At 55.5% G+C, this 26,020-nt stretch carries 28 protein-coding genes and 1 pseudogene; 15 read left to right on the plus strand and 14 right to left on the minus strand.

The genetic code is table 11. The features are described from left to right. Positions 1-2: 2 nt before the first annotated feature. Entirely contained in the window at positions 3-653 is a 651-nt protein-coding gene (gene csgD / locus AAHB66_RS08425; protein WP_347115865.1) for a biofilm master transcriptional regulator CsgD, read from the minus strand. Between the two features lie 749 nt (positions 654-1,402). On the opposite strand from csgD, the gene csgB reads away from it, so the two are divergent. The 7 genes from csgB to AAHB66_RS08460 all read left to right on the plus strand — a co-directional run bounded on the left by csgB (position 1,403) and on the right by AAHB66_RS08460 (position 5,236). After that, the gene (gene csgB / locus AAHB66_RS08430) at positions 1,403-1,852 is read left to right on the plus strand and encodes a curli minor subunit CsgB (protein WP_347115866.1); all 450 of its coding nucleotides are present in this window, start codon (positions 1,403-1,405) and stop codon (positions 1,850-1,852) included. Positions 1,853-1,894: 42 nt separating this feature from the next. Continuing rightward, positions 1,895-2,344: a curli major subunit CsgA gene (gene csgA, locus AAHB66_RS08435; RefSeq protein WP_337015623.1), complete on the plus strand. Its 450-nt coding sequence runs from the start codon at positions 1,895-1,897 to the stop codon at positions 2,342-2,344. A gap of 61 nt (positions 2,345-2,405) precedes the next feature. Continuing rightward, positions 2,406-2,732, plus strand: a complete 327-nt coding sequence (gene csgC / locus AAHB66_RS08440; protein WP_333850124.1) for a curli assembly chaperone CsgC — start codon at positions 2,406-2,408, stop codon at positions 2,730-2,732. A gap of 156 nt (positions 2,733-2,888) precedes the next feature. Beyond that, positions 2,889-3,053 carry a hypothetical protein gene (locus AAHB66_RS08445; RefSeq protein ID WP_347115867.1) on the plus strand — a complete coding sequence of 55 codons (165 nt, stop codon included), beginning with the start codon at positions 2,889-2,891 and terminating at the stop codon, positions 3,051-3,053. 4 nt (positions 3,054-3,057) lie between these two features. After that, positions 3,058-3,189 carry a hypothetical protein gene (locus AAHB66_RS08450; RefSeq protein ID WP_347115868.1) on the plus strand — a complete coding sequence of 44 codons (132 nt, stop codon included), beginning with the start codon at positions 3,058-3,060 and terminating at the stop codon, positions 3,187-3,189. A gap of 84 nt (positions 3,190-3,273) precedes the next feature. Then, positions 3,274-3,816 (plus strand): O-acetyl-ADP-ribose deacetylase, encoded by a 543-nt coding sequence (gene ymdB / locus AAHB66_RS08455; protein ID WP_347115869.1) that lies wholly within the window; start codon positions 3,274-3,276, stop codon positions 3,814-3,816. Beyond that, entirely contained in the window at positions 3,752-5,236 is a 1,485-nt protein-coding gene (locus AAHB66_RS08460) for a phospholipase D family protein (protein ID WP_347116446.1), read from the plus strand. Before ymdB ends, AAHB66_RS08460 begins: the two co-directional genes overlap by 65 nt. Before the next feature lie 34 nt (positions 5,237-5,270). Here the strand turns inward: AAHB66_RS08460 and mdoC are convergent. Beyond that, positions 5,271-6,432, minus strand: a pseudogene (mdoC, locus tag AAHB66_RS08465) (glucans biosynthesis protein MdoC). A gap of 274 nt (positions 6,433-6,706) precedes the next feature. On the opposite strand from mdoC, the gene mdoG reads away from it, so the two are divergent. The 3 genes from mdoG (at position 6,707) to AAHB66_RS08480 (ending at position 11,090) form a co-directional block, all read left to right on the plus strand. Beyond that, complete coding sequence (gene mdoG / locus AAHB66_RS08470; RefSeq protein ID WP_347115870.1) at positions 6,707-8,242, plus strand: glucans biosynthesis protein MdoG; 1,536 nt, start codon at positions 6,707-6,709, stop codon at positions 8,240-8,242. Then, the gene (mdoH, locus tag AAHB66_RS08475; RefSeq protein ID WP_347115871.1) at positions 8,235-10,763 is read left to right on the plus strand and encodes a glucans biosynthesis glucosyltransferase MdoH; all 2,529 of its coding nucleotides are present in this window, start codon (positions 8,235-8,237) and stop codon (positions 10,761-10,763) included. Before mdoG ends, mdoH begins: the two co-directional genes overlap by 8 nt. A 99-nt stretch (positions 10,764-10,862) precedes the next feature. Further along, complete coding sequence (locus AAHB66_RS08480; protein ID WP_032617510.1) at positions 10,863-11,090, plus strand: YceK/YidQ family lipoprotein; 228 nt, start codon at positions 10,863-10,865, stop codon at positions 11,088-11,090. On the opposite strand, the gene AAHB66_RS08485 is transcribed toward AAHB66_RS08480, so the two are convergent. The 3 genes from AAHB66_RS08485 to AAHB66_RS08495 all read right to left on the minus strand — a co-directional run bounded on the left by AAHB66_RS08485 (position 11,091) and on the right by AAHB66_RS08495 (position 13,890). Beyond that, a complete protein-coding gene (locus AAHB66_RS08485; protein WP_039032335.1) occupies positions 11,091-11,465 on the minus strand; it encodes a MysB family protein in 375 nt (124 codons plus the stop codon). 98 nt (positions 11,466-11,563) lie between these two features. Next, positions 11,564-12,814, minus strand: a complete 1,251-nt coding sequence (mdtG, locus tag AAHB66_RS08490; RefSeq protein ID WP_347115872.1) for a multidrug efflux MFS transporter MdtG — start codon at positions 12,812-12,814, stop codon at positions 11,564-11,566. A 149-nt stretch (positions 12,815-12,963) separates the two neighbouring features. Then, the gene (locus AAHB66_RS08495; RefSeq protein ID WP_347115873.1) at positions 12,964-13,890 is read right to left on the minus strand and encodes a Kdo(2)-lipid IV(A) acyltransferase; all 927 of its coding nucleotides are present in this window, start codon (positions 13,888-13,890) and stop codon (positions 12,964-12,966) included. Positions 13,891-14,111: 221 nt separating this feature from the next. Here AAHB66_RS08495 and AAHB66_RS08500 point away from each other — a divergent pair, with 221 nt between their 5' ends. Then, on the plus strand, positions 14,112-15,161 hold the full coding sequence (locus tag AAHB66_RS08500) for a rhodanese-related sulfurtransferase (protein ID WP_347115874.1): 1,050 nt from the start codon (positions 14,112-14,114) through the stop codon (positions 15,159-15,161). Between the two features lie 45 nt (positions 15,162-15,206). Here AAHB66_RS08500 and AAHB66_RS08505 read toward each other — a convergent pair whose 3' ends face one another. From AAHB66_RS08505 to mdtH, 9 genes are all read right to left on the minus strand, one after another. After that, positions 15,207-15,782 carry a YceI family protein gene (locus AAHB66_RS08505; protein WP_347115875.1) on the minus strand — a complete coding sequence of 192 codons (576 nt, stop codon included), beginning with the start codon at positions 15,780-15,782 and terminating at the stop codon, positions 15,207-15,209. A gap of 1 nt (position 15,783) precedes the next feature. Then, complete coding sequence (locus AAHB66_RS08510) at positions 15,784-16,350, minus strand: cytochrome b (protein ID WP_347115876.1); 567 nt, start codon at positions 16,348-16,350, stop codon at positions 15,784-15,786. 261 nt (positions 16,351-16,611) lie between these two features. Next, a complete protein-coding gene (locus tag AAHB66_RS08515; protein WP_347115878.1) occupies positions 16,612-16,725 on the minus strand; it encodes a YceO family protein in 114 nt (37 codons plus the stop codon). Between the two features lie 56 nt (positions 16,726-16,781). Next, positions 16,782-17,900 carry an N-methyl-L-tryptophan oxidase gene (gene solA / locus AAHB66_RS08520; RefSeq protein WP_347115879.1) on the minus strand — a complete coding sequence of 373 codons (1,119 nt, stop codon included), beginning with the start codon at positions 17,898-17,900 and terminating at the stop codon, positions 16,782-16,784. Between the two features lie 117 nt (positions 17,901-18,017). Then, positions 18,018-18,272, minus strand: a complete 255-nt coding sequence (bssS, locus tag AAHB66_RS08525) for a biofilm formation regulator BssS (RefSeq protein ID WP_142489051.1) — start codon at positions 18,270-18,272, stop codon at positions 18,018-18,020. A gap of 270 nt (positions 18,273-18,542) precedes the next feature. Beyond that, positions 18,543-18,788: a DNA damage-inducible protein I gene (dinI, locus tag AAHB66_RS08530; RefSeq protein ID WP_333850113.1), complete on the minus strand. Its 246-nt coding sequence runs from the start codon at positions 18,786-18,788 to the stop codon at positions 18,543-18,545. A gap of 74 nt (positions 18,789-18,862) precedes the next feature. Then, positions 18,863-19,909 carry a dihydroorotase gene (pyrC, locus tag AAHB66_RS08535; RefSeq protein WP_347115880.1) on the minus strand — a complete coding sequence of 349 codons (1,047 nt, stop codon included), beginning with the start codon at positions 19,907-19,909 and terminating at the stop codon, positions 18,863-18,865. Between the two features lie 112 nt (positions 19,910-20,021). Further along, positions 20,022-20,582 (minus strand): lipoprotein, encoded by a 561-nt coding sequence (locus AAHB66_RS08540; protein WP_347115881.1) that lies wholly within the window; start codon positions 20,580-20,582, stop codon positions 20,022-20,024. Positions 20,583-20,689: 107 nt separating this feature from the next. Further along, complete coding sequence (mdtH, locus tag AAHB66_RS08545) at positions 20,690-21,898, minus strand: multidrug efflux MFS transporter MdtH (RefSeq protein ID WP_347115882.1); 1,209 nt, start codon at positions 21,896-21,898, stop codon at positions 20,690-20,692. A gap of 234 nt (positions 21,899-22,132) precedes the next feature. Here mdtH and rimJ point away from each other — a divergent pair, with 234 nt between their 5' ends. The 4 genes from rimJ (at position 22,133) to murJ (ending at position 25,991) form a co-directional block, all read left to right on the plus strand. After that, a complete protein-coding gene (gene rimJ, locus AAHB66_RS08550) occupies positions 22,133-22,717 on the plus strand; it encodes a ribosomal protein S5-alanine N-acetyltransferase (protein WP_142489056.1) in 585 nt (194 codons plus the stop codon). Positions 22,718-22,726: 9 nt separating this feature from the next. Next, on the plus strand, positions 22,727-23,377 hold the full coding sequence (locus tag AAHB66_RS08555) for a YceH family protein (protein WP_347115883.1): 651 nt from the start codon (positions 22,727-22,729) through the stop codon (positions 23,375-23,377). A gap of 2 nt (positions 23,378-23,379) precedes the next feature. Continuing rightward, positions 23,380-24,303 (plus strand): Gfo/Idh/MocA family oxidoreductase, encoded by a 924-nt coding sequence (locus AAHB66_RS08560; RefSeq protein ID WP_347115884.1) that lies wholly within the window; start codon positions 23,380-23,382, stop codon positions 24,301-24,303. Positions 24,304-24,455: 152 nt separating this feature from the next. Continuing rightward, positions 24,456-25,991, plus strand: a complete 1,536-nt coding sequence (murJ, locus tag AAHB66_RS08565) for a murein biosynthesis integral membrane protein MurJ (protein ID WP_347115885.1) — start codon at positions 24,456-24,458, stop codon at positions 25,989-25,991. Positions 25,992-26,020: the final 29 nt, after the last annotated feature.

A 26,020-nucleotide genomic window follows, 5' to 3' on the forward strand; every position in this document is an offset into this window, starting at 1 on the left:
TGTTAACGCCTGAGGTTATCATTTGCCCATGAAACCGCCTGCGTCCGGTTTTTAACAGCTATCTTCTTGAAAAGATTATAAAGATGGGTCTTAACCGTATTTTCGCTGATAAATAACGAACGGGCGATTTCAATATTTGAAGCTCCGATACGTAATTTATTCAGAATCTCTTTTTCGCGATGGGTCAGCAAAGCAGACTCTGAACTGTTATAGCGATAATTTCCGGAATGCGTTATGAGGTAGCTGGCAAGTTTTTGCGAAAAATAGCATTCCCCTCGCAGAACGCCCTGCAGGCCATCAACCACGCGAGCCTCGTCCTCGTTGACGTAAAAGACACCGTTGATGTGCGGCCAGCTTTCAATATCCCTGAACGGATACTCTTCAGGGGTATTCAACAACAACACACGGATATTGTTGTTTTTTCTGCTTAAAATATCTTGCCAGTATTGGATAAGTTTTTTATCCGCTTCCATCATATCGAAAAGAATAATGCTGCCAGGCGCAATGTCGTCGAAAGAGCGTTGAATGCTATGCAATTTTCCGCTCAATGTGAGATTTTGCTTTAAATGCTGCAGTAAGGCTGTTGCTTGTAAAGAAGGTTTGGTCACTAACAATAATGTCTGACCATGAAAGCTTTGGACTTCATTAAACATGATGAAACCCCTTTATTGAAACACCTGGCAGCTGCCCCCAATAATATTATTGGGGGCACCAGAAGTACTGACAGATGTTGCACTGCTGTGTGTAGAAGAAAGACCATATCCCTTAGAGGTAAGGGAAAATAAAATGATAATGCCGAACTTCTGTTTTCAATCTAGCTATTACGGTTTTTAAAGCAAGTGTTAAACGTGTAACAAGATGTAAAAATCAATATTAACTTGTAAAATTTGAGTTCATGAATTGATGAGACTTCATCATAAAGTTGTACACAAAGATATTGATGCACACATTTAAAAAATCATACAAATTATATTATTTCATTGATTTTTATAAGATATATATTTCATGGTTTATTAACGATAAGGTATGAGCCTGGTCAAAACGCTAAGCCTATTTTTACAGTGTGTAAACGCCTTAAGAAATCACGCACTTTGTCACGCAATCATGGATATATCGTGATCGCACCTCTGTGAAGCAGGCGAAACGGCAAATCAGCATTTTCTTCCCTATCCATTTCCGAAATCCGCATATGACCTTTTTTTAACTGCCTGTTAAAGCCCTGTATCGCCACAGTGTTTAATTTTTTTTAATACTTTGGGGTGAAAGTAAGAATAAAAATACAACTGGCGGGTGAGATATAAAAATTGTTTCGGCAGACATACTCTTCATCGTAACGCCGGGTTAACAAAATATTTCGCTTTGTTAACGCAAGTTATTTTAACACCAGGTCCAGGGTGATAACATGAAGAACAGTTTGTTATTGATGTTTACATTACTGGGTGCACCTGGATTCGTTTTCGCAACCACTGATTTAGCTGTTTCAGAATATAATTTCGCGGTTAATGAATTGAGTAAATCATCCTATAACCAGGCCGCTATCATTGGACAACAGGGCGTTAATAATGACGCGAATGTTCGCCAGCAGGGCACGAAATTGTTATCTGTGGTTTCTCAGGAGGGCGGAAATAATCGGGCGAACATTGATCAATCAGGGAGTTATAACCTTGCTTATATTGATCAAAAAGGGAACTCGAACAATGCGAGTATTAATCAAGGTGCATATGGTAATACCGCAGTGATTATTCAGAAAGGTTCTGGTAATAGAGCGAATATTACGCAGTATGGTACGCAAAAAACGGCAGTTGTAGTGCAGAGACAGTCACAAATGGCGATTCGCGTTATCCAACGCTAGCTATTTAATGACGAACTAAATCAATCCGATGGGGGCTTTACAATGAAACTTTTAAAAGTGGCAGTAATTGCAGCAATCGTGGTTTCTGGCAGTGCTATGGCTGGCTCCGTTCCACAATGGGGCAATAATCATGGCGGCAACGGTAATAACAACGTTAGCCCTGAAACCCTGACTGTTTATCAGTACGGTGGTCGTAACAACGTAGACGCTTTGCAAAGCGACGCTCGTGGGTCTGAAATCACCGTAACCCAGAGCGGTTTCGGTAACGATGCTGACCTGTCACAGGGCGCTGATAACAGCGAAATCGATCTGAACCAGCGTGGCCAGGGTAACTCTGCTACCATCAGCCAGTGGAGTGGTAAAGACCTCACCGCTAATGTTCGTCAGTCTGGTGGTCGCAACGACGTTGATCTGCGTCAGACCTCTAACGGTGCTACCGCTAACATCACTCAGGTTGGCTTCGGCAACACCGTGACTGCTGGCCAGTACTAACGCTGACGTCCGTACGACGGAAAAACAGGGCTGAGGCCCTGTTTTTTTTTGGGAGAAGATCATGAATACACTGTTACTGCTAGCTGCGCTCACCAGCCAGATCACCTTTCAGACGGCCACAGAGGGCGAGATGTTGACCATTATTCCTCAGGTTACGGTGACGGAACCCTGTCTGTGCCAGGTACAGATCCTTACATCGCGCAGCGGTCCCGGCGGTCAGAGTACCTCGCGGCAGCAAAATACCGTCTCGTTACCGGCCAATAAAACGGTCAATCTTTCCCGAATGACCGTCAACTCAGGGCCCAACGATAAGATAAATGTCATTGTCACGGTGTCGGACGGCAAATCGCTGCACCTGTCGCAGCAGTGGCCGCCGTCGAAAGCGTAGTGGTTAAAACATTCACAAAATCAATATATTATTAATGTAGCAAGAATGTTGTTGTGTGGTTATTCTTATGTTGCTGGCATCGCCGATGCCAGCCGACAGCCCAGCCTGGGGCGCGTTGTTTATCATCAAGGACGATTATCATTAAGGATCGCACCGATGGTCTCGTCCCGTATCAAAGTTGCCGCCGCGCTCGTGCTGGGTGTAATGCTAACCCCGGCTTATGCCAGTAATGTCCTCTCTATCACCGGAAGCATTGTCGAAGATCCCTGTGATATCTCCCCCCTCATCGCGCGCCATTTCGGTGACCTGCCCGCAGAATAAAAAAATGCCCACCCAGCAGGTGAGCTATTCAGATGCGTTATATGGCAGCGCCACAATTGCCGATCTCGCGACCATCAGGATGAAGTACCTCAATCCTGAAAAGTCGCTGGCTATCGTTCAGGTGGATTACCGCTAAGACGCGGCGGTTTTCAGATTACCGGGCTTACACTCCCCATCCTCTGCGATACACTTAAGAAAAAAGCGTCAGCAGAGGTTGATTATGAACTCGCGTATAGAAGTTTTTCTGGGTGATATCACCACCCTGCATGTCGATGTGGTGGTCAATGCCGCCAATCCCTCGTTGATGGGCGGTGGCGGCGTGGATGGCGCGATCCATCGGGCGGCAGGGCCCGCACTACTGGAAGCCTGCAGAGTGGTGCGCCAGCAGCAGGGCGAGTGCGCCCCGGGCCAGGCGGTAATTACTCTGGCGGGCGACCTGCCTGCCAAAGCGGTGATCCACACCGTCGGTCCCGTCTGGCATGGGGGCGATCATCATGAAGCCCGGATCCTGGAAGAGGCTTACCGCAACAGCCTGAACCTTGCCGCGGCTAACGGCTATCAGACGCTCGCCTTCCCGGCGATCGGCACCGGCGTGTACGGATATCCCCGCGCGGCAGCGGCTGAAATCGCCGTCAACACGGTTTCGGATTATCTCACCCGCAAGCCTCTGCCGGAGCGGGTATACTTTGTCTGCTATGATGAAGAAAATGCCCGGCTATACAAGCGACTGCTTACCCAACGAGGACAGGAAACCGACGCATAACACGCGACTAGGGCGTGCTATTGCGCCGGTCAGTTCTGCACATCCTGGCCTTTGTGGTCTTCTCCCTCTTGATAACAGTCTGGACGCCTTCGCCTGCCGCTACCGGCTGGCGGAGATGGCGGAAAAGACCCTCGATGTTCAGTACTACATCTGGGAAGACGACATGTCCGGAAGACTGTTGTTTTCCGTGCTGCTCTCCGCCGCCATGCGCGGCGTGCGCGTGCGACTTTTACTGGATGACAACAACACGCAGGGGCTGGACGCCATCCTGCGCCTGCTGGACGCTCATCCCAATTTCTCTGTCCGTCTGTTTAATCCCTTCTCATTTCGCACCCTGCGCGCCCTCGGTTATCTCACCGATTTTGCCCGCCTCAACCGGCGGATGCACAACAAGAGTTTTACCGTAGACGGCGAGGTCACCATTATTGGCGGCAGAAACATTGGCGATGCCTATTTTGGTGCGGGTGAGGAGCCGCTGTTCTCCGATCTGGATGTAATGGCCACCGGCCCGGTGGTGCAGGATGTGGCTGAAGACTTTGAACGCTACTGGAACTGCGCTTCAGTCTCCACGCTCCAGCAGGTGCTGGAACTGTCAGAGACCGAGATCGAGGATAAAATTCACCCGCCTGAAGAGTGGTATCGGGACGACATTACTCGCCGCTATCTGGATAAGCTCCAGTCCAGCGAGTTTATTACCCGCCTCGAAGCCGGTAATTTGCCGTTGATCTGGGCAAAAACCCGGTTGCTTAGCGACGATCCGCGCAAAGGGCAGGGCCGGGCAAAACGTCATTCGCTGCTGCCGCAGCGCTTATTGGACGTGATGGGCTCGCCGGTGGAGCAAATTGCGATTATTTCGGCTTATTTTGTTCCGACCCGGGCGGGGGTGGCGCTGCTGCTGCAGATGGTGCGCAAAGGGGTTAAGGTCGCCATCATGACCAATTCGCTGGCGGCTAACGATGTCTCGGTAGTGCATGCCGGCTATGCCCGCTGGCGCAAGAAGCTGTTGCGCCACGGCATTGAGCTGTATGAACTTAAGCCGACTCAGGAGGGCGTCCCGGTGGTGCACGATCGCGGCATTACCGGCAACTCCGGCTCCAGCCTGCATGCCAAGACATTCAGCATCGACGGCGAGAAGGTATTTATTGGTTCGCTTAATTTCGATCCCCGTTCAACCATGCTCAACACCGAGATGGGCTTTGTGATTGAGAGCGAGGTGCTGGCGCGACTGATCCATACCCGGTTTGTCCGCAGCCAGCGCCATGAGGCCTGGCAGCTGAAGCTGGATAATCTGGGGCGTCTGAACTGGATTGAGCGCAAGGACGGGCAGGAAATCGTGCACAAAAAAGAGCCGAAAACCCGTTTTATGCAGCGGGTGCTGGTGCGGCTGGCCTACTGGCTGCCGGTGGAGTGGCTGCTGTAAAGCGGCGCCGGTTCAGTAACCGGCGCGCAACAGTTTAGCTGGTGGCCTGTGGGGTGCTGTCAGGTTTACTGGCCGGTTTACCGGAAAATAAGAAGCGCAGCAGCGGAATACGCAGATGAATTTCATACAGCACAATCGCGATCCCAACCACAAACACCAGGCCGGTGATAAAGCCCAGCAGGTTTGAGCTGATATGCGGCGTGATGTAAGCGCCGAAAAACAGCGTCAACGGATGGTGCACCAGATAAATGAACAGCGAAGCGTTAACGAAGTAGGTGACGCGAGCGGATTTAAAGTTCAGCAGGCGGTGTCCCAGGGCAAAGACCACGTTCACCATCCACAGCCCCAGCAGCATGGTAATCACGCTTTCGGTTTCATACATCCACGCATCGCCGCTGCCATAACGCTGATTCAGCAGATAGGCGACAAACGCCAGCGCCGCGCCGAGGGTGCAGCCGCGCGACGGGGTGGTGAACAGGGCTTTCAGTTTCGGATGCACAAACGCCAGCGCGCCAATGATAAAGAAAGGCAGATAGAAGAGGGTCTGCATCACCACAAAATTGAACAGGCCGTCGCTAAGGATCGGCGAATAAACGATGAGCAAGGTGCGACGCAGCGCGGCATAGGCGATGCCCAGCAGTAAAAACAGGACCGACAGTTTGCCCCAGCTGATGTCAGCAAAAAACGTCTCTGTCCGGGTACTCAGATGGCGGCGCATACGGCTGAACACCCACAGGCTGACCGTGGTCATCACCACCAGCACCAGCAGGAACCACAGGTGCGAAACCAGCTCCCAGGCGAGGGTATTGTATTTTTCGTACAGCGACAGGTTGTGCCAGGTGTCTGCTTTCCCTTTTACATACTGCAGCATGATAAATTGCGGCAGCGTGAGCAGGGGAATGGCGGTGAGCATCGGGATGCCGACGCGCTCGACGCGCACTTTCCACCAGCGCTTAAGCGGGTAGCGCAAAAACAGCATGTAGGAAAAATAGCCCGAAATAACAAAAAAAGACCTGCATCCGGAATGAGTGGATAAAATCGTTAAACAGCGTCAGCCACCATGAGGACTCGGCGCTGTTGACGTGCCAGACGTGGCTCGAATAGATCAAGGAGATGTGAAACGGGATCCCCAGCAGCATCAGCCAGGCCCGAATAGAATCAAGGAAATATTCGCGTTGTGCGGGTACGTTACTCATATAGCGTTGTGCATTCTCAGACTTATCGCCTTATCCCTAAGAGCAATAGTGGTTACATTCGGGGCCAACCCTACACGAAGTCCGACATACTGTCTCCAGGATAAGCACGCAAAGTGAATACGGGTTACTTTCACTTGCTTAATCCATGAGCCAGCACGCTGAACAAAGCGGTGATTATGTTGTCGGAATGCCTGATTTTCCATTAAAATGGATCGGATCGATATAAGCACACAAAGGGGGGAAGTGCTTACTTATTATGAAACATACACCACAAATGATGAAAATGCGTTGGTTAGGGGCAGCCGTCTTGTTGTCTCTGTATACCTCATCGGCCCTGGCCTTTACCATCGACGACGTCGCAAAACAGGCAAAATCGATGGCGGGTAAGGGGTACGAAGCGCCAAAAAGTAACTTGCCCTCCGTTTTCCGCGACATGAAATATGCGGACTATCAGCAGATCCAGTTTAATCACGATAAAGCGTACTGGAATAAGATTAAAACCCCGTTCAAGCTTGAGTTTTATCATCAGGGGATGTACTTCGACACGCCTGTCACCATTAATGAAGTGACATCCAACGCGGTACGTAAAATCAAGTACAGCCCGGACTATTTTAATTTCGGCAATGTGCAACACGATAAAGACACCGTGAAAGATCTGGGCTTCGCGGGCTTTAAAGTGCTTTACCCCATCAACAGTAAAGATAAGAACGACGAAATTGTCAGCATGCTGGGGGCAAGCTATTTCCGCGTGATCGGTGGCGGCCAGGTTTATGGCCTCTCTGCGCGCGGTCTGGCGATCGATACCGCACTGCCTTCCGGAGAAGAGTTCCCTCGTTTCCGCGAGTTCTGGATTGAACGTCCAAAACCAACCGACAAGCGCCTGACCATCTATGCGCTGCTGGACTCCCCGCGTGCAACCGGCGCCTATCGCTTTACCATTATTCCAGGTCGCGACACCGTGGTTGACGTGCAGTCTAAAGTCTATCTGCGCGATAAAGTCGGCAAACTGGGCGTTGCGCCGCTGACCAGTATGTTCCTGTTCGGGCCTAACCAGCCGTCGTCTGCCACCAACTTCCGCCCGGAGCTGCACGACTCTAACGGTCTGTCGATCCTGGCCGGCAACGGCGAGTGGATCTGGCGTCCGCTGAACAACCCGAAACACCTGGCGGTAAGCAGCTTCAGCATGGAAAACCCACAGGGGTTCGGCCTGCTGCAGCGCGGTCGTCAGTTCTCTCGTTTTGAAGATCTGGACGATCGTTACGATCTGCGCCCAAGCGCCTGGATCACCCCGAAAGGCGAGTGGGGCAAAGGCAAGGTTGAGCTGGTAGAGATCCCGACCAACGACGAAACCAACGACAACATCGTCGCCTACTGGACGCCGGATCAGCTGCCGGAAGCCGGAAAAGAGATGAACTTCAACTACTCCATCACCATGAGCCGCGATGAAGACAAGCTGCATGCGGCAGACAACGCGTATGTGCTGCAGACGCGTCGTTCCACCGGTGATGTGAAACAGTCGAATCTGATCCGCCAGCCGGATGGCACCATCGCGTTCGTGGTGGACTTCACCGGCCAGGAGATGGCTAAACTGGCACCGGAAACCCCGGTCACCGCGCAGGCGAGCATCGGTGACAACGGTGAAATCGTTGAAAACAACGTGCGTTATAACCCGGTCACTAAAGGCTGGCGTTTAACCCTGCGTGTGAAACTGAAAGACGCGAAACAACCGACTGAGATGCGTGCCTCTCTGGTGAACGCCGATCAGCCGCTGAGTGAAACCTGGAGCTATCAGCTACCTGCCAATGAATAAGACAACTGAGTATATCGATGCCATGCCGCTGACCGATATCGAGAAGGCGGCACTGCCGAAGGGTGACATCAGCGCGGTGCATACCGCGCTGGATGCCGATCATCATCCGTTTACCCGTGAAGATGATACCCCGCTGGGCTCGGTTAAAAGCCGCCTTGAGCAGGCCTGGCCCGACTCACTGGCCGAAGGCCAGCTGATTCGCGATGACGAAGGGCGTACCCAGCTTGAGGCGATGCCGAAAGCGACGCGCTCCTCGATGTTCCCGGATCCCTGGCGCACCAACCCGGTGGGCCGCTTCTGGGATCGTCTGCGTGGCCGCGACGTGACCCCGCGTTACCTCTCCCGCCTGACGAAAGAGCAGCAGGCCAGCGAGGAAAAATGGCGTACCGTCGGCAGTATTCGTCGCTACATCCTGCTGCTGCTGACCATCGCGCAGACCGTCGTCGCCACCTGGTATATGAAGACCATTCTGCCTTACCAGGGCTGGGCGCTGATCAATCCGGCCGATATGTTCGGCCAGGATCTGCTGGTCTCGTTTATGCAGCTGCTGCCGTATATTCTGCAAAGCGGCATCCTGCTTCTGTTCGCCATCCTCTTCTGCTGGGTATCGGCCGGTTTCTGGACCGCGCTGATGGGCTTCCTGCAGCTGTTGATCGGCCGGGACAAATACAGCATCTCTGCGTCGACGGTGGGGGATGAACCTATCAACCCTGAGCACCGCACGGCGCTGATCATGCCTATCTGTAACGAAGACGTGGATCGCGTCTTCGCCGGCCTGCGCGCCACCTGGGAGTCGGTGAAAGCTACCGGTAACGGCGAACACTTCGACGTTTACATCCTGAGTGACAGCTACAACCCCGACATTTGCGTGGCGGAACAGAAAGCCTGGATGGAGCTGATCGCCGAAGTGCAGGGCGAAGGGCAGATCTTCTACCGTCGCCGCCGTCGTCGCGTGAAGCGTAAAAGCGGCAACATCGATGACTTCTGCCGTCGCTGGGGTAATCAGTACAGCTACATGGTGGTGCTGGATGCCGATTCGGTGATGACCGGTGACTGCCTGACGGGCCTTGTGCGCCTGATGGAAGCCAACCCGAATGCCGGGATCATCCAGTCTTCGCCAAAAGCGTCAGGCATGGACACGCTGTATGCGCGCTGCCAGCAGTTTGCGACCCGCGTATACGGGCCGCTGTTCACCGCCGGTCTGCACTTCTGGCAGCTGGGTGAATCGCACTACTGGGGGCATAACGCCATCATCCGCGTGAAGCCGTTCATCGAGCACTGTGCGCTGGCACCGCTGCCGGGCGAAGGCTCGTTTGCGGGCTCGATCCTGTCGCATGACTTCGTGGAAGCGGCGCTGATGCGTCGTGCCGGTTGGGGGGTGTGGATTGCCTACGACCTGCCGGGTTCCTATGAAGAGCTGCCGCCGAACCTGCTGGATGAGCTGAAGCGTGACCGTCGTTGGTGTCACGGTAACCTGATGAACTTCCGCCTGTTCCTCGTCAAAGGGATGCACCCGGTACACCGTGCCGTGTTCCTGACCGGGGTAATGTCCTACCTCTCCGCGCCGCTGTGGTTTATGTTCCTCGCCCTGTCGACCGCGCTGCAGGTGGTGCATGCCCTGACCGAGCCGCAGTACTTCCTGCAACCGCGCCAGCTGTTCCCGGTGTGGCCGCAGTGGCGTCCTGAGCTGGCGATTGCGCTCTTTGCCTCGACCATGGTGCTGCTGTTCCTGCCGAAGCTGCTGAGTATCGTGCTGATCTGGTGTAAAGGCTCGAAAGAGTACGGCGGTTTCTTCCGTGTGACGCTCTCCCTGCTGCTGGAGGTCCTGTTCTCGGTGCTGCTGGCGCCGGTGCGTATGCTGTTCCACACCGTCTTCGTGGTCAGCGCGTTCCTCGGCTGGGAAGTGGTCTGGAACTCACCGCAGCGTGACGATGACTCCACCCCGTGGAGTGAAGCGTTCATGCGTCACGGCTCGCAGATGCTGCTTGGCCTGGTGTGGGCCGTCGGGATGGCGTGGCTGGATCTGCGCTTCCTGTTCTGGCTGGCGCCGATTGTCTTCTCGCTGATCCTGTCGCCGTTTGTGTCGGTGATCTCCAGCCGCTCGACCGTGGGTCTGCGCACCAAACGCTGGAAGCTGTTCCTGATCCCGGAAGAGTATTCCCCGCCGCAGGTGCTGGTGGATACCGACAAGTATCTGGAGCTCAACCGCAGCCGTTCACTGGAAGATGGTTTTATGCACGCCGTGTTTAACCCATCCTTCAACGCCCTGGCCACCGCCATGGCGACAGCCCGTCACCGTGCCAGCCATGTGCTGGAGATCGCCCGCGATCGCCACGTTGAGCAGGCGCTGAACGAAACGCCGGAGAAGCTGAACCGCGATCGTCGTCTGGTGTTGCTGAGCGACCCGGTTACCATGTCGCGTCTGCACTATCGTGTCTGGTCCGCCCCGGAGAGATACTCTTCCTGGGTGCACCATTATGAGACGTTGAAGATGAACCCGCAGGCGCTGAAGGCCAAATAAGCCCTTAGTGTTGCAGGACGTGCAGGCCGGGTAAGCGAAGCGCCACCCGGCAAATAAATACCGGCTCAAGGGCCGGTATTTTTATCTTTGAGGTATTAGATGCGATTTTTCATCGTCATTACCATGGCGTTATTACTGAGCGGCTGCGGGAGTATTATCAGCCGGACCATCCCCGGACAGGGACACGGCAATCAATACTACCCGGGCGTGCAGTGGGACGTTCGCGACTCGGCGTGGCGTTACCTGACGGTGCTGGATCTGCCATTCTCGCTGGTGTTCGACACCCTGCTGCTGCCCATCGACGCTCATCATGGACCCTATGAGTAATTAACGCTCATCCCACTCATCCGCTGCGGTTTGACCCTCTTCGGTATCCAGCGGCGGCTCGAGCTGAAACTCACCCTCATCCCATTCATGCAGGGTGTTCTCCTCCAGCCACTCCTGACGCAGCTCAATCTCGTCATAATCGCCATCAAACACTGCCTGGGCCGCTTCACCGCTCAGTACCGGCAGGCATTCGCCGTCTTCGCCGTCATCGGCAAAAAATTCGGCCTGCCACATAATGTCCCCATCCTGCATGACATATTTCTGGATATTGAGTTGCTCAATATTCGCGTCATCTTCCTCAATGCCGGGATTATCAGCGAGGAACTCCTCGCGCGCGGCATCAATCGCTTCCTCTAGAGTGGCAAACATAGTCATCGGCGTCTCCCTGTGATTTGACATGGTGTTCAGGGAAAGAATAGCTGATTCTCCATAATTGCAAGTATGAAAGCCGTAAAAGCGTTCACGAAGTTGTCTTAATCGGGCGCAGAGACCTTATCCGGCTCGGCAACAGCCCGCGGCTGGCGAACGGCGCGAGAAAGACTCACCCAGGAATAAAAGGCGTTAAACATTACCACGCAGGCGGTCACAATAAACACCGCGCGAAATCCATAGCTGGCGGCAATCCCGGCCCCGAGAAGCGGGCCGGTGACGTTGCCAATATCACGGAACGACTGGTTATAGCTGAAGATACGCCCGGCGATCTGGTTGGTAGAGTTATAAACCAGCAGGGTTTGCACCGCAGGCAGCAGGGCACCGTCGGCGGCGCCGAGTAAAAAGCGTAATACGCCCAGCTGCCACGGCGATTGCACGAAGGACATCGGGATAAGCAGCAGGACGGAGATCACCAGGGCGACAATCAGGATCCTTTCCGGACCAATCCGATCCCCTAGTTTCCCCAGCCTGGGGGCGCTGATCAGCGCCGCCACGCCGGGCACCGAGGCGATTAAGCCGCTGATAAAGGCGATATTGCTGACGTGGCCGGCGAGGTCGCGCACGTACAGGGTCAGGATCGGCGCAATGGAGCCGGTGGCCACCTGAATGATCAGGGTGGTGACAAACAGGCTGAGCACCAGTTTGGGGTTTTTCAGCGAGGCGAAAACCTGACGGGCATGCAGCATCTCTTTTTTCGGCACCGGGGTGAAATTTTCCCGGATGCAGAAAAAGGTCAGCAGGAAGCAGGCAAACAGCACGCCCGCGGTGATGAAAAAGACCGGTCGCAAACCGTAGCTGTCCGCCAGCAATCCGCCTGCCAGCGGGCCGAGCAGGGCACCGCTTACCGCACCGGTGGAGAGTGTACCCAGCGCCCAGCCGCTTTTGTGGCGGGGTATTTGTGTGGCGATAAGGGCGTTGGCATTGGGCACAAACCCGCCCAGCAGCCCCAGCACGGCGCGTAAGATCAGAAACTGCCAGATGTTCTGCGCCATCCCCATCAGCAGCATGATAATCGCCATGCCCAGCGCCGAGCGCAGCAGCATAATCTTACGCCCCTTGCGATCCGCCAGCCCACCCCAGAAGGGCGACGCAATGGCGGAGAAGAGGAAGGTGATGCTGAACACCAGTCCCGACCACATATTCAAGGCGCTGTGGCCGCTGACGCCCAGTTGCTCGACATACAGCGGCAGGAAAGGCATCACCAGGCTAAAGGCGGCACCCGTAAGAAAGCAGCCCAGCCAGGCCACCGTGAGGTTCCGCTTCCAGTTAATTGGCGTTTCTGAGGGAGACATAGCTATCCGCGTTATGATGCGCAGCGGCATCATCATTTAAAGAAGGTAATAAGCCTGCTAATTATGCGCCTGGGTGATGGTTGCTGCAATCTGGGAAAGCATCATAAGTCAAAAGGGAGGTGCGGCCGGAGAGGCCGCGGGGCAAGAGATTAATAGCGCGAAGGGACGCCTTCAGGGCGGGTTTTAAAGCGGCGATGCAGCCACATATACTGTTCCGGCGCCAGCAGGATGCATTTCTCAACCACGTCGTTCATCCACGCGGCAGTGGTTTTTGCATCGTCAAGCGGTGGGGAACACTCAGGTTCCAGCATCATCAGCTCATAACCTTTGCCGTTGGATTTCCGGCGCGGTACGAAGGGCACAATCGCCGCCTGTGACAGACGGGCCAGCGTCCAGGTGCCGGTGGTGGTGGCGGCTTCATCGACGGCAAAGAACGGCACAAAGACGCTGGCGCCAGGACCGTAGTCATGGTCCGGCGCATACCAGATCACCTCGCCGGATTTCAGCGCCCGGATCATCCCCTTGAGATCTTTACGATCGATCATGCTCTTGTTGGAGCGCATCCGGCCCCAGGTCTGCAACCAGTCGATAACCGGATTGTCGTTTGGGCGATAGACGCCGATGCCGGGGGCCTGCATGCCGAACATCCGCGCGCCGATTTCCAGGGTCAGAAAATGGACGCCGATCAGCAGTACGCCGGTCTTCTGCGCCTGCAACTGATGCACGGGCTCCATGCCGGTGCCGGTCACTTCGGTCCAGCGCGCCATGCGTTTATCGGACCAGAACCAGGCCATCCCGGTCTCCATCAGCCCCATACCGACGGATTCAAAATTTTTAACCACCATGTCGTGACGCTCTTGCTGGCTCATCTCTGGAAAACAGAGTTTCAGATTGCGTCGCGCAATGTACGCGCGGCGGGACATAAAGCGCATCGCCAGGCGACCCATGCCGCAGCCGAGACGGTAGATCAGCGGGTAGGGCAGATGCACCAGTAACCATAATAAACCGATGCCAGCCCAGGTCAGCCAGTAACGAGGATGCAATAGCGCAGTGGAAAATTTAGGTAATTGAGTCATGTCATTCCTGTTTTTGATACGTCCTGTCGGCAGATTGTCGCATTTTTCGTTTCATATCCAAAACGCACGGCGACGAAATGTTCATAAAAACGGCAAATGTTATGGCCCGCGCGTTTTAACGGGGGAAATGTAGCGCAAAATGAAGGGATGTAAATTCTCATTGTTTGCTATATGATGCCGCCCGATTTTCATTCTCATTACGATTGCAGGAACCGTACACCATGCCAGTGTTACACAACCTCATTTCGAACGAAGAGCTGAAAGCGCGCATGTTGGCTGAAACCGAGCCGCGCACGACGATCTCGTTCTATAAATATTTCACTATCGTTAACCCACAGGCTACGCGTGACGCCCTGTATAAGGCGTTAACTGCCCTGAACGTCTTTGGCCGTATCTATCTGGCGCACGAGGGCATCAACGCCCAGATCAGCGTGCCTGAAAGCAATGTCGACGCCCTGCGGGACTTCCTGTACGCCTTTGACCCGGCGCTGGACGGCCTGCGCCTGAACGTAGCCCTCGACGACGATGGCAAATCTTTCTGGGTGCTGCGCCTGAAAGTGCGCGAACGCATCGTGGCCGACGGCATTGACGATCCGACGTTTGACGCCAGCGACGTGGGGGAATACCTGAAAGCGGCCGAGGTTAACGCCATGCTCGACGATCCCGACGCCGTGTTTATTGATATGCGCAACCACTACGAATATGAAGTGGGCCATTTTGAGAACGCACTTGAAATCCCGGCGGACACCTTCCGCGAGCAGCTGCCAAAAGCGGTTGAGATGATGCAGGAGCATAAGGACAAGAAAATTGTCATGTACTGCACCGGCGGGATCCGCTGCGAGAAAGCCAGCGCGTACATGAAGCATCAGGGCTTCAACAAGGTCTGGCATATCGAAGGCGGGATTATTGAGTATGCCCGCCGCGCGCGCGAACAGGGGCTGCCGGTGCGCTTTATCGGCAAGAACTTCGTCTTCGACGAGCGGTTGGGGGAGCGCATCTCAGACGATGTGATCGCCCATTGCCATCAGTGCGGCACCGCCTGCGATACCCACACCAACTGCAAAAACGACGGCTGTCATCTGCTGTTTATTCAGTGCCCTGCCTGCGCCGAGAAGTTCCACGGCTGCTGCAGCGAGCTGTGTAGCGAGGAGAGCATGTTGCCGGAAGAGGAGCAGCGCCGCCGCCGTGCCGGTCGCGAGAATGGTAATAAGATCTTCAATAAGTCGCGTGGGCGTCTGAACACCCGCCTGGGTATTCCTGACCCGGAATAACCCTGAAACCTTGCCCGGTCGCGCGATGCTGACCGGGCGAGGACATTACTTCTGCTGTACCCCTTCCACCGAAATAATCAGCTCCACGTCCTGCGACGCCGGGCCCAGATCGGTGGTGATGTTGAAGTCTTTCAGGTGAATTTTACCTGTCGCTTCAAATCCTGCACGTTTGCCGCCCCAGGGATCGTCACCCTGACCCATCAGTTTTGCATCCAGCTTGACCGGCTTGGTCACGCCGTTCAGCGTCAGGTCGCCGGTGATATCCAGCCCGTCACCGTCTTTTTTCACTTCGGTCGAGGTGAACGTAGCCTGCGGGAACTTCGCCACGTTGAGGAAGTCCGCGCTGCGCAGGTGCTTATCGCGCTCGGCGTGGTTGGTATCCAGGCTGTTGGTGTTCAGGGTCACGTTGACCTTATCGGCCGCTGGATTGCTCTCATCGAAGGTGAAGGAGCCGTCGAAATCCTTAAATGTGCCGTACAGCCAGCTGTAGCCCAGATGCTGGATGCGGAAATTTACAAAGGCGTGCTGGCCTTGTTTATCAATTTTGTAGTCGGCTGCCACCGCGGCGCCGGTGGTGAACAGCAGAGAACCTAAGGTTAAACCCAGCAGGCTTTGTTTCATTTTATGCTCCAGAGTCAGGTGACGCTTTGCCCAACATACGTGTCAGGGTGGCGTCTTTGTCGATAAAGTGGTGTTTCATGGCCGCAAGACCATGCAGTGCAGATAACGAGACCAGCCCCCAGGCCAGCCACAGGTGAACGGTCCCGGCCAGATCGGCCTGCGCCCCGGCATCCGCCAGCAGGGCAGGGACGTCAAACAGACCGAAGACGCTGATCGGCTTGCCGTCGGCGGTGGAGATCAAATAACCGCTGAAGAGAATGGCGAACAGCACCGCATACAGGGCGATATGCGCCGCGGCAGCGACCAGACGGGTGGCGCGCGCCTGGCTTTTCAGCGCCGGTGGCACCGGGGAAATACGGCGCCACAGCAGACGCACCACCAGCGCCAGCATCAGCATAAAGCCGATGCTTTTGTGCAACTCCGGCGCCTGGTGATACCAGCCATCGTAATAGCTGAGGGTGACCATCCATAATCCAAGGCCGAACATGCCATAGACCGCAATAGCCATCAGCCAGTGTAAACTCATGGAAATAACGCCATAGCGTGTGGGGGAATTACGCACCTGCATTGTGAATACCGTCATTAATAAGCAAGCGCTCAAAATGGCGTGCGGGAAACATTAATGCAAATAATATTTCCAGATATTCATTATTAATTTTATTCGTTCAATTATTTTGAAATAAAATTACTAATGATAGTCAATTCGGCTGTTAGTTCTTTGTAATAGAGGTTGATTTGAGGCGGGTTATGACGATTTTATGATGTTCAAATAATTTATTGTGAAATTATAGTTATCTTAAGAAACGTCAGTTTTTGTCAATATAACTCATCAGAAAAATACAATGTACAGAATATCGATGATCGCCAGGAGCGACCACAGCACAATATAGAGCATCAGATGCTCGCGAATATTATTGACCAGATAATTAACAATACGACGCATGAGGGTACCGGTAATGAGAGGAATGAAAGGCTTCGGTATACCGAAGCCTGACAGCATTATCGGCTAAAGCGCGACAGGGAGAAAGGCGTGAGATCAAACGGCGGGGCGATCTGCTGTGAAAATTGTGCGGCAATCTCCCCCAGCACGCTGGCGAATTTGAACCCATGGCCGCTCAGGCCGGTGATCAGCAGCGTATTGTCATGGCCCGGCAGGGTGTCGATGATGAAGTCTTCGTCCGGCGTGTTGTCATAGGTGCAGGCCGCCCCGTATAACAGACCGCCGATGCCCGGCAGCACGTTGCGCAGGAATTTAAAGGCCTCAGATCCGTCGCCAGGGTAGGCACCAAAGGGTTTGCGCTCTTCCGGGGAGTTGATAACCTGCCCGCCGTTGTGTTTCCCGATCTTCAGGGCATCTTTTTCAGACGGGAAGCCGTAGAACTGATCTCCGTCAGGCAGCTCGCCGGTAAAGGCCGGGAAGTGATTCTGATGGCTGTAACGGCCGTCGGACTGGAACCAGGAGAAGACCTTGCGCACCGGCTGGACCGGCAGGCCTGGCACCAGACGCGATACCCAGGTTCCGGCGCTCACCAGCAGGCGATCCGCGCGATAGGGGCCTTCCGGGGTTTCGACGGTGACGCCGTCGTCCTGATGGGTAATCGCGGTGACCGGGCAGTTAAACAGCTGGGCGCAGCCGGCTTCTTTCGCCAGGGCGATCCAGGTTTTGATCGCCAGCTCGCTGCGCAGGACCCCGGACTCGGCCTCAAACAGACCGATATACCCCTCGGGAACCTGAATTTCAGGCCAGCGCTTCATCACCGCCGCCGCGTCCAGCCGTTCAAGGTTGAGATTGAACTGGCGGGCACTCTGCTCAACGTTCGCCAGAAATGACGAATCGGACGGCCCGAGATTGACCACGCCCGTGCGTTCAAAGACCGGCTCGCCGCTGATGTCGGCCAGCTCATCCCACAGCGCCTGCGCGCGCAATACCAGCGGCACATAGCGTTCACCTTCGCCGTATGCGTGACGCATCAGGCGGGTGTCGCCGTGGTGGCTCCCTTCGCTGTGGGGTGGCATATGGGCATCGATCATCAGTACGTTTTGACCGGCTCGTGTAGCGTAATAACCTGCCGCTGCACCGACAGATCCGCTGCCAATAATAATTAAATCGTATTTCATCAGATTCTCTTTACGCGTTTCGTTGCTTAGCAGGGTAATTAAGACGTGACGGTTATACAAGGGCGAAATAAATGAGGCACCGTCAGGTGCCTTTTTGGGTGAGGTTTAGACATTACATTAATGTCGCCGGTACTCATTTGCCTGGTAGTCACTGGATTCTATTTTTGCAATACCGGCTTCTAAAATAGAAATAAACTGACGTGCGACGTCTGTGGTTAACCATAGCGTTTGCCCAACTTCCGCTTCTTCGGTGTCAGGGTGATTCGGGGTCTGGTAATGCAAACGCAGCATCAGTGCGTCGTAGCTATCTACAGTGCTGATATCCCAGCCAACAAGCGGATGTGTCTGGATGACTTCATTATTCTTTTCCATCATAACCCCCCTGAATACGTGTTAAAAGACAACGACTGTGAGGTTCAATGCGTGTTTTTCTGAAGCAATTTCAGTATATCAATAAATAAGGCTTCTGAAGGGAAAAAGAAACAGGGAGCACAACAAATTTGTGCGTTTTAGGATTGTTTGAACATTAAAACATCATCTTGCTGATGTTTTTTGAGGGAGTCACTCAGATTATTCGTACTATCTGCTGCACAGACGAAAAAAAGCCGGGGCGACCCGGCAAAAAACACAATGAAGAAGAAACTAATCGGTAATAAACCAGTCGTCAGCGCTCTCCCAGGTTTCCTGTAAAATTTCGCTGATGCGCTCTTTATCTTCTTTAGCGCCGCCGATGACCGACAGATTGTTTGACCCGGCATAACGCACGGTGACTGCACCATCGCGTTCAGGGAAGGAGTCATTTATACGGCGGGATAATTCACCCGCCAGCGCGTCCAGCGCACCGGCAGGCAAAGCAGTTGTTCTGGCAATGGTAACTTCGATACGCATAGTTGCCCCCTGTGCAATGTACTGTTTATTTATACAGTTATATTATTGAACTTACAACAGGGGACCCACAATTTTTAGCGTTTTACCGTCCAGTGCACGGTTTCACCCGCGAGGAACGGGATCAGGGTGTCATCCGTGAGGGCAATAGAGTCCACCACGCTGCTCTCTTCGCGGACCAGTTCAATATAGGTCTCATTGACCGGCAGGCCATAGAAGCGCGGGCCGTTCAGGGAGCAGAAAGCCTCGAAGTGCTGCAGGGCGTTCATCTCGTCAAACACCTGAGCGTAGCTGGCCAGCGCGGTAGGGGCGTTAAAGCAGCCTGCACAGCCGCAGCTGGCTTCTTTGCGATGACGGGCGTGCGGGGCGGAGTCGGTGCCGAGGAAGGCACGTTCAAAGCCGCTGGCTACCAGTTCACGCAGTGCCTGCTGGTGGATATTGCGCTTGAGGATCGGCAGGCAGTAAAGGTGAGGGCGCACGCCGCCCACCAGCATGTGGTTGCGGTTGAACATCAGGTGCTGCGGGGTAATGGTAGCGGCCAGAAGCTCGTTACCATCGCGCACGTACTCGGCCGCGTCTTTGGTGGTGATGTGTTCAAACACCACTTTCAGACCCGGCAGACGCTGACGCAGTGGCTCCATCACGGTGTCGATAAAACGCGCTTCACGGTCGAAGATATCGATCTCAGCATGGGTGACTTCGCCATGCACCAGCAGCGGCATCCCCAGCTTTTCCATGCGCTCCAGCACAGGCATAATCGCGTCGATACTGGTCACGCCGTGGCTGGAGTTGGTGGTGGCGTTGGCCGGGTAAAGTTTGGCGGCGGTAAAGACCCCTTCGTTAAAGCCGCGCTCAATCTCGTTCGGATCGAGGGTGTCGGTCAGGTAACAGGTCATCAGCGGGGTAAAATCGTGACCGGCAGGCACGGCGTCAAGAATGCGCTGGCGATAGGCAATCGCCGCGTCGACCGTGGTGACGGGCGGCACCAGGTTTGGCATGACAATCGCGCGGCCATAAATTTCACTGGTATAGGGCACGACAGTGTTCAGCATATCGCCATCGCGAAGATGGATATGCCAGTCGTCTGGGCGGCGAATTTTCAAAACCTGGGATGGTGCAGTCATGGATAGGCTCCGGCTGAGTGAGATGATTTTTGCCGGACACAAAGGATAGGGGGGAAACGTTTTCGTTTGCACTCTTTTCCGTAAAAAAAAGGGCGCCGAAGCGCCCTGGAGGTTAATCAATGAAGGGGATAACAATTTCGCCCGGCTTCACTTCGATGCCTTTTGCGTATTTTTTCGCCAGTGCTTCACCCTTGCTGTTATCTTCGCGCAGGATGTAGGCCGGTTGCTGGTTGAAGTAGTTCTGCAGCGACTGGTTCAGGTACGGCATCAGGGTTTGCAGGACCGGCTTCATTTTGTCCGGCGACACCACCGCATCGGCGATCTCCATCTGCTGGAGATAGATGGCGCCCTGATCTTTATTAAAGACCGGCAGCGCTTTTAATTTCAGTTTGATGTTGGCTTTCTGGCTGCCGAACAGCGAGTTCATGTCCAGGCTGGCATCTCCGGAAAGCACCACTTTGTTCGGCTCCTCGCGGCCAATCTGGCTGGCAAGATTGGTCAGGACAATATGCGCATCCGCCACGCCCGGAACGCCAATATCTTTCGCAAAGTTATTGCGCTTTTGCAGTGCCTGGTTGATCTCCTGTTCACTGACGGTGTACTGGGTAAGCTGATTACAACCAACCAGCAGGCCGCTAACGATCAACGCAGTGGCAATAACGATCTTCTTCATGGTTTTCCTCGACATATATGTCAGCGCTTCAATCCTGACGCGCCAGTATGTCAGGGGAGCGTGAGTCAGACCAGCAGAAAAAACTGATATCTGCAGCTGTCAGTCGATCAGCCGCCAGGCTCCAGGATAACGGGCCCGCGGCGTTTGTGGCTGAACTGCCAGCCCAGCGCAAAGAAGGTGATCACGCCGATTAAGGCCAACATCACCCACGGCAGCTCGGGCTGGTTGAAGGCTTTCCCGGCATCAAACAACCAGCCGCCCCCGGCATACCCCAGCGCGCCGCCTATCGCCAGCCCGAGACGGCTGAAGCCCATATAACTGCCCCGCGCGCGCGGGTCGGCCAGCTCGGCGCTCAGGGTCTCGCGGGCCGGTTCGGCAATGATAGAGCCGATATAGAAAGTGCAGATCAGCATAAACAGCTGTTGCAGAGAACTCACCATCCCAATGGGCAGCATGCTCAGGGACATCAGTAGCAGGCCCGCCATCAGGCGGTGCTCAAGGCGGAAGCGTTTTTCACTCCAGCGGGCAATGGGGTAGAGCAGGGTCAGGGAGAGACAGGCCTCAATGGCGTACATCCATTTGACCGCCGCCGGAGAGCCCGCCACATCGTTGACCATGATCGGCAGCATCAGCATCACCTGTACCCCCAGCATGTAATAGCCCGCGAGAGTCAGCACATAGGTGATAAAGCGCTTGTCGCGCCAGACCCGATCCAGCCCTTCGCGCACCGGTGCTTTGACGGTGGAGAGTTTCCAGGCGGGCAGCAGCCAGGCGTTGAAGCCCGCGCAGAGGATAAACAGCACCGCACCGGTGGCGCAAACCAGACGGAAATCATACTGCAGCAGCCAGCTGCCGAGCAGCGCGCCCACTACCGCCCCGGCGCTGTCCTGCATCATCAGCAGGGAGAAAAAGCGCCCGCGATGCTGAGGGCGGATCAGTTTGACCACCAGCGCCGTGCGCGGCGGATCGAACAGGGTGCCGCCAATACCGGAGATAAAGCAGGAAACCCACAGCAGCCAGGGCTCATGGGCGATGGCCATGGTGGCAAATCCCGCCGCCCGCAGCAGCATGCCGGTGACGATCATCGGTTTAGCGCCAAAGCGGTCGGCAATCGCGCCGCCAAATACCCCCAGCCCCTGCTGAACAAACTGGCGCAGACCCAGGGCAATGCCGACCATCAGCGCCGCCCAGCCCATCTGATCGACAAAGCGAATCGAAATAAGCGGGAAAACGACAAAAAAGCCGAGCACAACCAGCATGTTATCAACGAGCAGGAAGCCTTTACCCAGACGGCGGGCCTGTGATATACGGGACATTTCCCCTCCAGGGAAATAAAGATAATGAGCGCGCTAATATTTTGCGGTTTCGCCGGCGTTTTTCCCACAGCGCAGGCGACAATATTTTTTTATCAAAAGGGTACTTTGATTGAGGCTTTTCATCGAAAAATGTGAAAAGTATTCAAAATGGTATGTCACTGTTTTCCCAGACGGCAGCGGCGCAGGTATAGTAAAGCTAACGGGTCAAGGTTGTAACAGGAAGGAGTTGTATCCATGTTTGGCTATCGCAGTAATGTGCCGAAAGTGCGCCTGACGACCGACCGGCTGGTGGTTCGTCTGGTGCACGAGCGTGATGCCTGGCGTCTGGCGGACTACTACGCTGAGAATCGTCAGTTTTTAAAACCCTGGGAACCCGTGCGGGATGAAAGCCACTGTTATCCTTCCGGCTGGCAGGCCCGGCTGAGCATGATTGCAGAGTTCCACAAGCAGGGCTCGGCGTTCTACTTTGCCCTGCTCGATCCGGACGAGAAAGAGATCGTCGGGATCGCCAACTTCTCTAACGTGGTGCGGGGATCCTTTCACGCCTGCTATCTGGGCTACTCTATCGGGCAAAAATGGCAGGGGCAGGGGCTGATGTTTGAGGCGCTGACCTCGGCGATCCGCTATATGCAGCGGACCCAGCATATGCACCGCATTATGGCCAACTACATGCCGCACAATCAGCGCAGCGGGGATCTGCTGGCGCGCCTCGGGTTCGAAAAAGAGGGCTATGCCAAAGATTACCTGCTGATTGACGGCGAATGGCGCGATCATGTCCTGACGGCGCTGACAACCAAAGAGTGGAGCGCGGGGCGCTAAGGAACAGAGATGAAATACCAATTAACCGCCACAGAAGCGCGCGTTATCGGCTGCCTGCTGGAGAAGCAGGTCACTACGCCGGAACAGTATCCTCTCTCGGTGAATGCGGTCACCCTGGCCTGCAATCAGAAAACCAACCGTGAGCCGGTGATGAACCTCGCCGAGCATGAGGTGCAGGATCAGCTCGATGCGCTGGTTAAGCGCCACTATCTGCGCACCGTCAGCGGCTTTGGCAATCGCGTCACCAAATATGAGCAGCGTTTTTGCAACTCCGAGTTTGGTGCCCTGAAGCTGAACTCCGCTGAAGTGGCGCTCGTCGCTACCCTGCTACTGCGCGGGGCGCAGACGCCTGGTGAACTGCGTACCCGGGCCGCGCGGATGCACGAGTTCGCGGATATGCAGGAGGTGGAGCAGGCGCTCGAGGGCCTGGCCGCCCGGGAAGATGGGCCTTTTGTCCTGCGTCTTGCGCGCGAGCCGGGCAAGCGTGAAAGCCGCTATATGCACCTCTTCAGCGGCGAGGTTGATACTGCCGTCGCGACACCCGAGGCCGCAGCCCCGGTTGCGGATGAGACCTTAGTGGCCCGCGTTGAAGCGCTGGAGAATGAAGTCGAAGAACTCAGGCAGCGACTCGATTCGCTGCTGGCACATCTGGGAGATTAACGGTGGCAAAATTACGTGTAGGCGTTGTAGGGCTGGGCGGGATCGCGCAGAAAGCCTGGCTGCCGGTGCTGAGCACCGCGACAGACTGGACGTTGCAGGGTGCCTGGTCGCCGTCGCGGGATAAGGCCCTGCGGATCTGCGAGTCCGTACGCATGCCTTATTATGAGTCGTTACAGGATCTGGCCCGCGCGTGCGATGTGGTCTTTGTCCATACCTCCACCGTCACCCATTATCAGGTGGTCAGCGAACTGCTTAACGCGGGCGTGCATGTCTGCGTGGACAAGCCGCTGGCCGACAACCTGGCCGACGCCGAGCGTCTGATTGACCTCGCCGCGCAGAAGAAGCTCACCCTGATGGTCGGTTTTAACCGCCGCTTTGCGCCGCTCTACCAGCAGCTGAAAACCCAGCTCGGTGATGCGGCATCGCTGCGGATGGATAAGCACCGCGCCGACAGCATCGGGCCTCACGATCTGCGCTTCACCCTGCTGGATGATTATCTTCACGTGGTGGACACCGCCCTGTGGCTGGCGGGCGATGATGCCCGGCTTACCGGCGGGACGCTGCAGACTAACGAGCAGGGGGCGATGGTCTATGCCGAGCACCATTTCAGCGCCGGCACTTTGCAGATCACCACCTCTATGCACCGCCGGGCAGGCAGCCAGCGCGAGTGGATCCAGGCGGTAACGGACGGCGCGCTGCTGGACATCACCGACATGCGCGAGTGGCGTGAAGAGCGCGGGGCAGGGGTGGTTACGCCCGCCATTCCGGGCTGGCAAAGCACTCTGGAGCAGCGCGGCTTTGCAGGCTGCGCGCGTCACTTTATCGAATGCGTGCAAAATCAGACGGTTCCTGAAACCGCGGGCGAACAGGCGATCCGCGCCCAGCGTATCGTGGAGAAGCTCTGGCGCCAGGCCATGAGCGAATAATCTGCGGTAACATCTGCCCATAGCAATTCGCGTTTTTACGAGTAGACTAGGCGCGTTTATTGTCTTGCAGGCCGGGTAAGCGCAGCGCCACCCGGCGAGAATCACGCCTGCTTTGCAGGCGTTTTGCCGTCTGGTAGTGGAAATTCACGTTAATGAACCTATTAAAATCGCTGGCTGCCGTCAGCTCGATGACCATGTTTTCGCGCGTGCTGGGCTTTGCGCGCGACGCTATTGTGGCGAGGGTCTTTGGCGCAGGGATGGCGACTGACGCCTTTTTTGTTGCTTTTAAGCTGCCCAACCTGCTGCGCCGTATCTTTGCCGAAGGGGCATTTTCTCAGGCTTTCGTCCCCATTCTCGCGGAGTACAAAAGCAAGCAGGGTGAAGATGCGACGAAAGTATTTGTCTCCTACGTCTCGGGATTGCTGACCCTCGCCCTGGCGATCGTCACGGTGATCGGGATGCTGGCGGCACCCTGGGTGATTATGATCACCGCCCCCGGCTTTGCCGATACCGCCGATAAGTTTGCCCTGACCTCGCAGCTGCTGCGCATCACCTTCCCCTATATTCTGCTGATCTCGCTGGCGTCGCTGGTGGGGGCAATTCTTAATACCTGGAACCGCTTCTCGGTCCCGGCCTTTGCCCCGACCTTCCTCAACGTCAGCATGATCGGCTTTGCGCTGTTCGCCGCTCCGCACTTCCATCCGCCGGTGCTGGCTCTGGCCTGGGCGGTGACGGTAGGTGGTGTGCTGCAGCTGGCGTACCAGCTCCCGCACCTGAAGAAGATTGGCATGCTGGTGCTGCCGCGCATTAACCTGCGCGATGCAGGGGCGATGCGGGTAGTGAAGCAGATGGGGCCGGCGATCCTGGGCGTCTCTGTGAGCCAGATTTCGCTGATCATCAACACCATCTTTGCCTCGTTCCTCGTCTCCGGGTCGGTCTCATGGATGTACTATGCCGACCGCCTGATGGAGTTCCCGTCCGGAGTGCTGGGGGTGGCGCTGGGCACTATTCTGTTGCCGTCACTCTCCCGCAGCTTTGCCAGCGGCAACCATGATGAGTACTGCCGCCTGATGGACTGGGGGCTACGCCTCTGCTTCCTGCTGGCGCTGCCGAGCGCGGTAGCGCTGGGGATCCTGGCCAAACCGCTGACCGTCTCCCTGTTCCAGTACGGCAAATTTACCGCCTTTGACGCCGCCATGACCCAGCGGGCGCTGGTGGCCTATTCCGTCGGCCTGATGGGGCTGATCGTGGTGAAAGTGCTGGCCCCGGGCTTCTACTCGCGTCAGGACATCAAGACCCCGGTGAAGATCGCCATCGTGACCCTGATCATGACCCAGGTGATGAACCTGGCCTTTATTGGCCCGCTGAAGCATGCCGGTCTGTCGCTGTCCATCGGTCTGGCGGCCTGTCTCAATGCTGGCCTGCTCTACTGGCAGCTGAGAAAGCAGCAGATCTTTACCCCGCAGCCGGGCTGGTCGAGCTTCCTGCTGCGTCTGGTGATTGCGGTGCTGGTGATGGCCGCGGCGCTGGTGGGGATGCTGTACGTGATGCCGGACTGGTCGCTGGGTACTATGCCTTACCGTCTGCTGCGCCTGATGGCGGTAGTGGTGGTGGGGGTGGTAGCGTACTTCGCCACCCTCGCGGTACTGGGCTTTAAGGTCAAAGAGTTCGCCCGCCGCACGGCGTAACGCAAAAAAGGGGAGTACCTGTCGGTACT

It is taken from the genome of Leclercia sp. S52, assembly GCF_039727615.1.
Classification (GTDB): Bacteria; Pseudomonadota; Gammaproteobacteria; order Enterobacterales; family Enterobacteriaceae; genus Enterobacter; species Enterobacter adecarboxylatus_B.

What these genes read in the sequence shown, in the direction of transcription:
- csgD (WP_347115865.1), bottom strand. Translation starts at nt 653, where the DNA reads ATGTTTAATGAAGTCCAAAGCTTTCATGGTCAGACATTATTGTTAGTG.
- csgB (WP_347115866.1), top strand. Translation starts at nt 1,403, where the DNA reads ATGAAGAACAGTTTGTTATTGATGTTTACATTACTGGGTGCACCTGGA.
- csgA (WP_337015623.1), top strand. Translation starts at nt 1,895, where the DNA reads ATGAAACTTTTAAAAGTGGCAGTAATTGCAGCAATCGTGGTTTCTGGC.
- csgC (WP_333850124.1), top strand. Translation starts at nt 2,406, where the DNA reads ATGAATACACTGTTACTGCTAGCTGCGCTCACCAGCCAGATCACCTTT.
- AAHB66_RS08445 (WP_347115867.1), top strand. Translation starts at nt 2,889, where the DNA reads ATGGTCTCGTCCCGTATCAAAGTTGCCGCCGCGCTCGTGCTGGGTGTA.
- AAHB66_RS08450 (WP_347115868.1), top strand. Translation starts at nt 3,058, where the DNA reads ATGCCCACCCAGCAGGTGAGCTATTCAGATGCGTTATATGGCAGCGCC.
- ymdB (WP_347115869.1), top strand. Translation starts at nt 3,274, where the DNA reads ATGAACTCGCGTATAGAAGTTTTTCTGGGTGATATCACCACCCTGCAT.
- AAHB66_RS08460 (WP_347116446.1), top strand. Translation starts at nt 3,752, where the DNA reads ATGAAGAAAATGCCCGGCTATACAAGCGACTGCTTACCCAACGAGGAC.
- mdoG (WP_347115870.1), top strand. Translation starts at nt 6,707, where the DNA reads ATGATGAAAATGCGTTGGTTAGGGGCAGCCGTCTTGTTGTCTCTGTAT.
- mdoH (WP_347115871.1), top strand. Translation starts at nt 8,235, where the DNA reads ATGAATAAGACAACTGAGTATATCGATGCCATGCCGCTGACCGATATC.
- AAHB66_RS08480 (WP_032617510.1), top strand. Translation starts at nt 10,863, where the DNA reads ATGCGATTTTTCATCGTCATTACCATGGCGTTATTACTGAGCGGCTGC.
- AAHB66_RS08485 (WP_039032335.1), bottom strand. Translation starts at nt 11,465, where the DNA reads ATGACTATGTTTGCCACTCTAGAGGAAGCGATTGATGCCGCGCGCGAG.
- mdtG (WP_347115872.1), bottom strand. Translation starts at nt 12,814, where the DNA reads ATGTCTCCCTCAGAAACGCCAATTAACTGGAAGCGGAACCTCACGGTG.
- AAHB66_RS08495 (WP_347115873.1), bottom strand. Translation starts at nt 13,890, where the DNA reads ATGACTCAATTACCTAAATTTTCCACTGCGCTATTGCATCCTCGTTAC.
- AAHB66_RS08500 (WP_347115874.1), top strand. Translation starts at nt 14,112, where the DNA reads ATGCCAGTGTTACACAACCTCATTTCGAACGAAGAGCTGAAAGCGCGC.
- AAHB66_RS08505 (WP_347115875.1), bottom strand. Translation starts at nt 15,782, where the DNA reads ATGAAACAAAGCCTGCTGGGTTTAACCTTAGGTTCTCTGCTGTTCACC.
- AAHB66_RS08510 (WP_347115876.1), bottom strand. Translation starts at nt 16,350, where the DNA reads ATGCAGGTGCGTAATTCCCCCACACGCTATGGCGTTATTTCCATGAGT.
- AAHB66_RS08515 (WP_347115878.1), bottom strand. Translation starts at nt 16,725, where the DNA reads ATGCGTCGTATTGTTAATTATCTGGTCAATAATATTCGCGAGCATCTG.
- solA (WP_347115879.1), bottom strand. Translation starts at nt 17,900, where the DNA reads ATGAAATACGATTTAATTATTATTGGCAGCGGATCTGTCGGTGCAGCG.
- bssS (WP_142489051.1), bottom strand. Translation starts at nt 18,272, where the DNA reads ATGGAAAAGAATAATGAAGTCATCCAGACACATCCGCTTGTTGGCTGG.
- dinI (WP_333850113.1), bottom strand. Translation starts at nt 18,788, where the DNA reads ATGCGTATCGAAGTTACCATTGCCAGAACAACTGCTTTGCCTGCCGGT.
- pyrC (WP_347115880.1), bottom strand. Translation starts at nt 19,909, where the DNA reads ATGACTGCACCATCCCAGGTTTTGAAAATTCGCCGCCCAGACGACTGG.
- AAHB66_RS08540 (WP_347115881.1), bottom strand. Translation starts at nt 20,582, where the DNA reads ATGAAGAAGATCGTTATTGCCACTGCGTTGATCGTTAGCGGCCTGCTG.
- mdtH (WP_347115882.1), bottom strand. Translation starts at nt 21,898, where the DNA reads ATGTCCCGTATATCACAGGCCCGCCGTCTGGGTAAAGGCTTCCTGCTC.
- rimJ (WP_142489056.1), top strand. Translation starts at nt 22,133, where the DNA reads ATGTTTGGCTATCGCAGTAATGTGCCGAAAGTGCGCCTGACGACCGAC.
- AAHB66_RS08555 (WP_347115883.1), top strand. Translation starts at nt 22,727, where the DNA reads ATGAAATACCAATTAACCGCCACAGAAGCGCGCGTTATCGGCTGCCTG.
- murJ (WP_347115885.1), top strand. Translation starts at nt 24,456, where the DNA reads ATGAACCTATTAAAATCGCTGGCTGCCGTCAGCTCGATGACCATGTTT.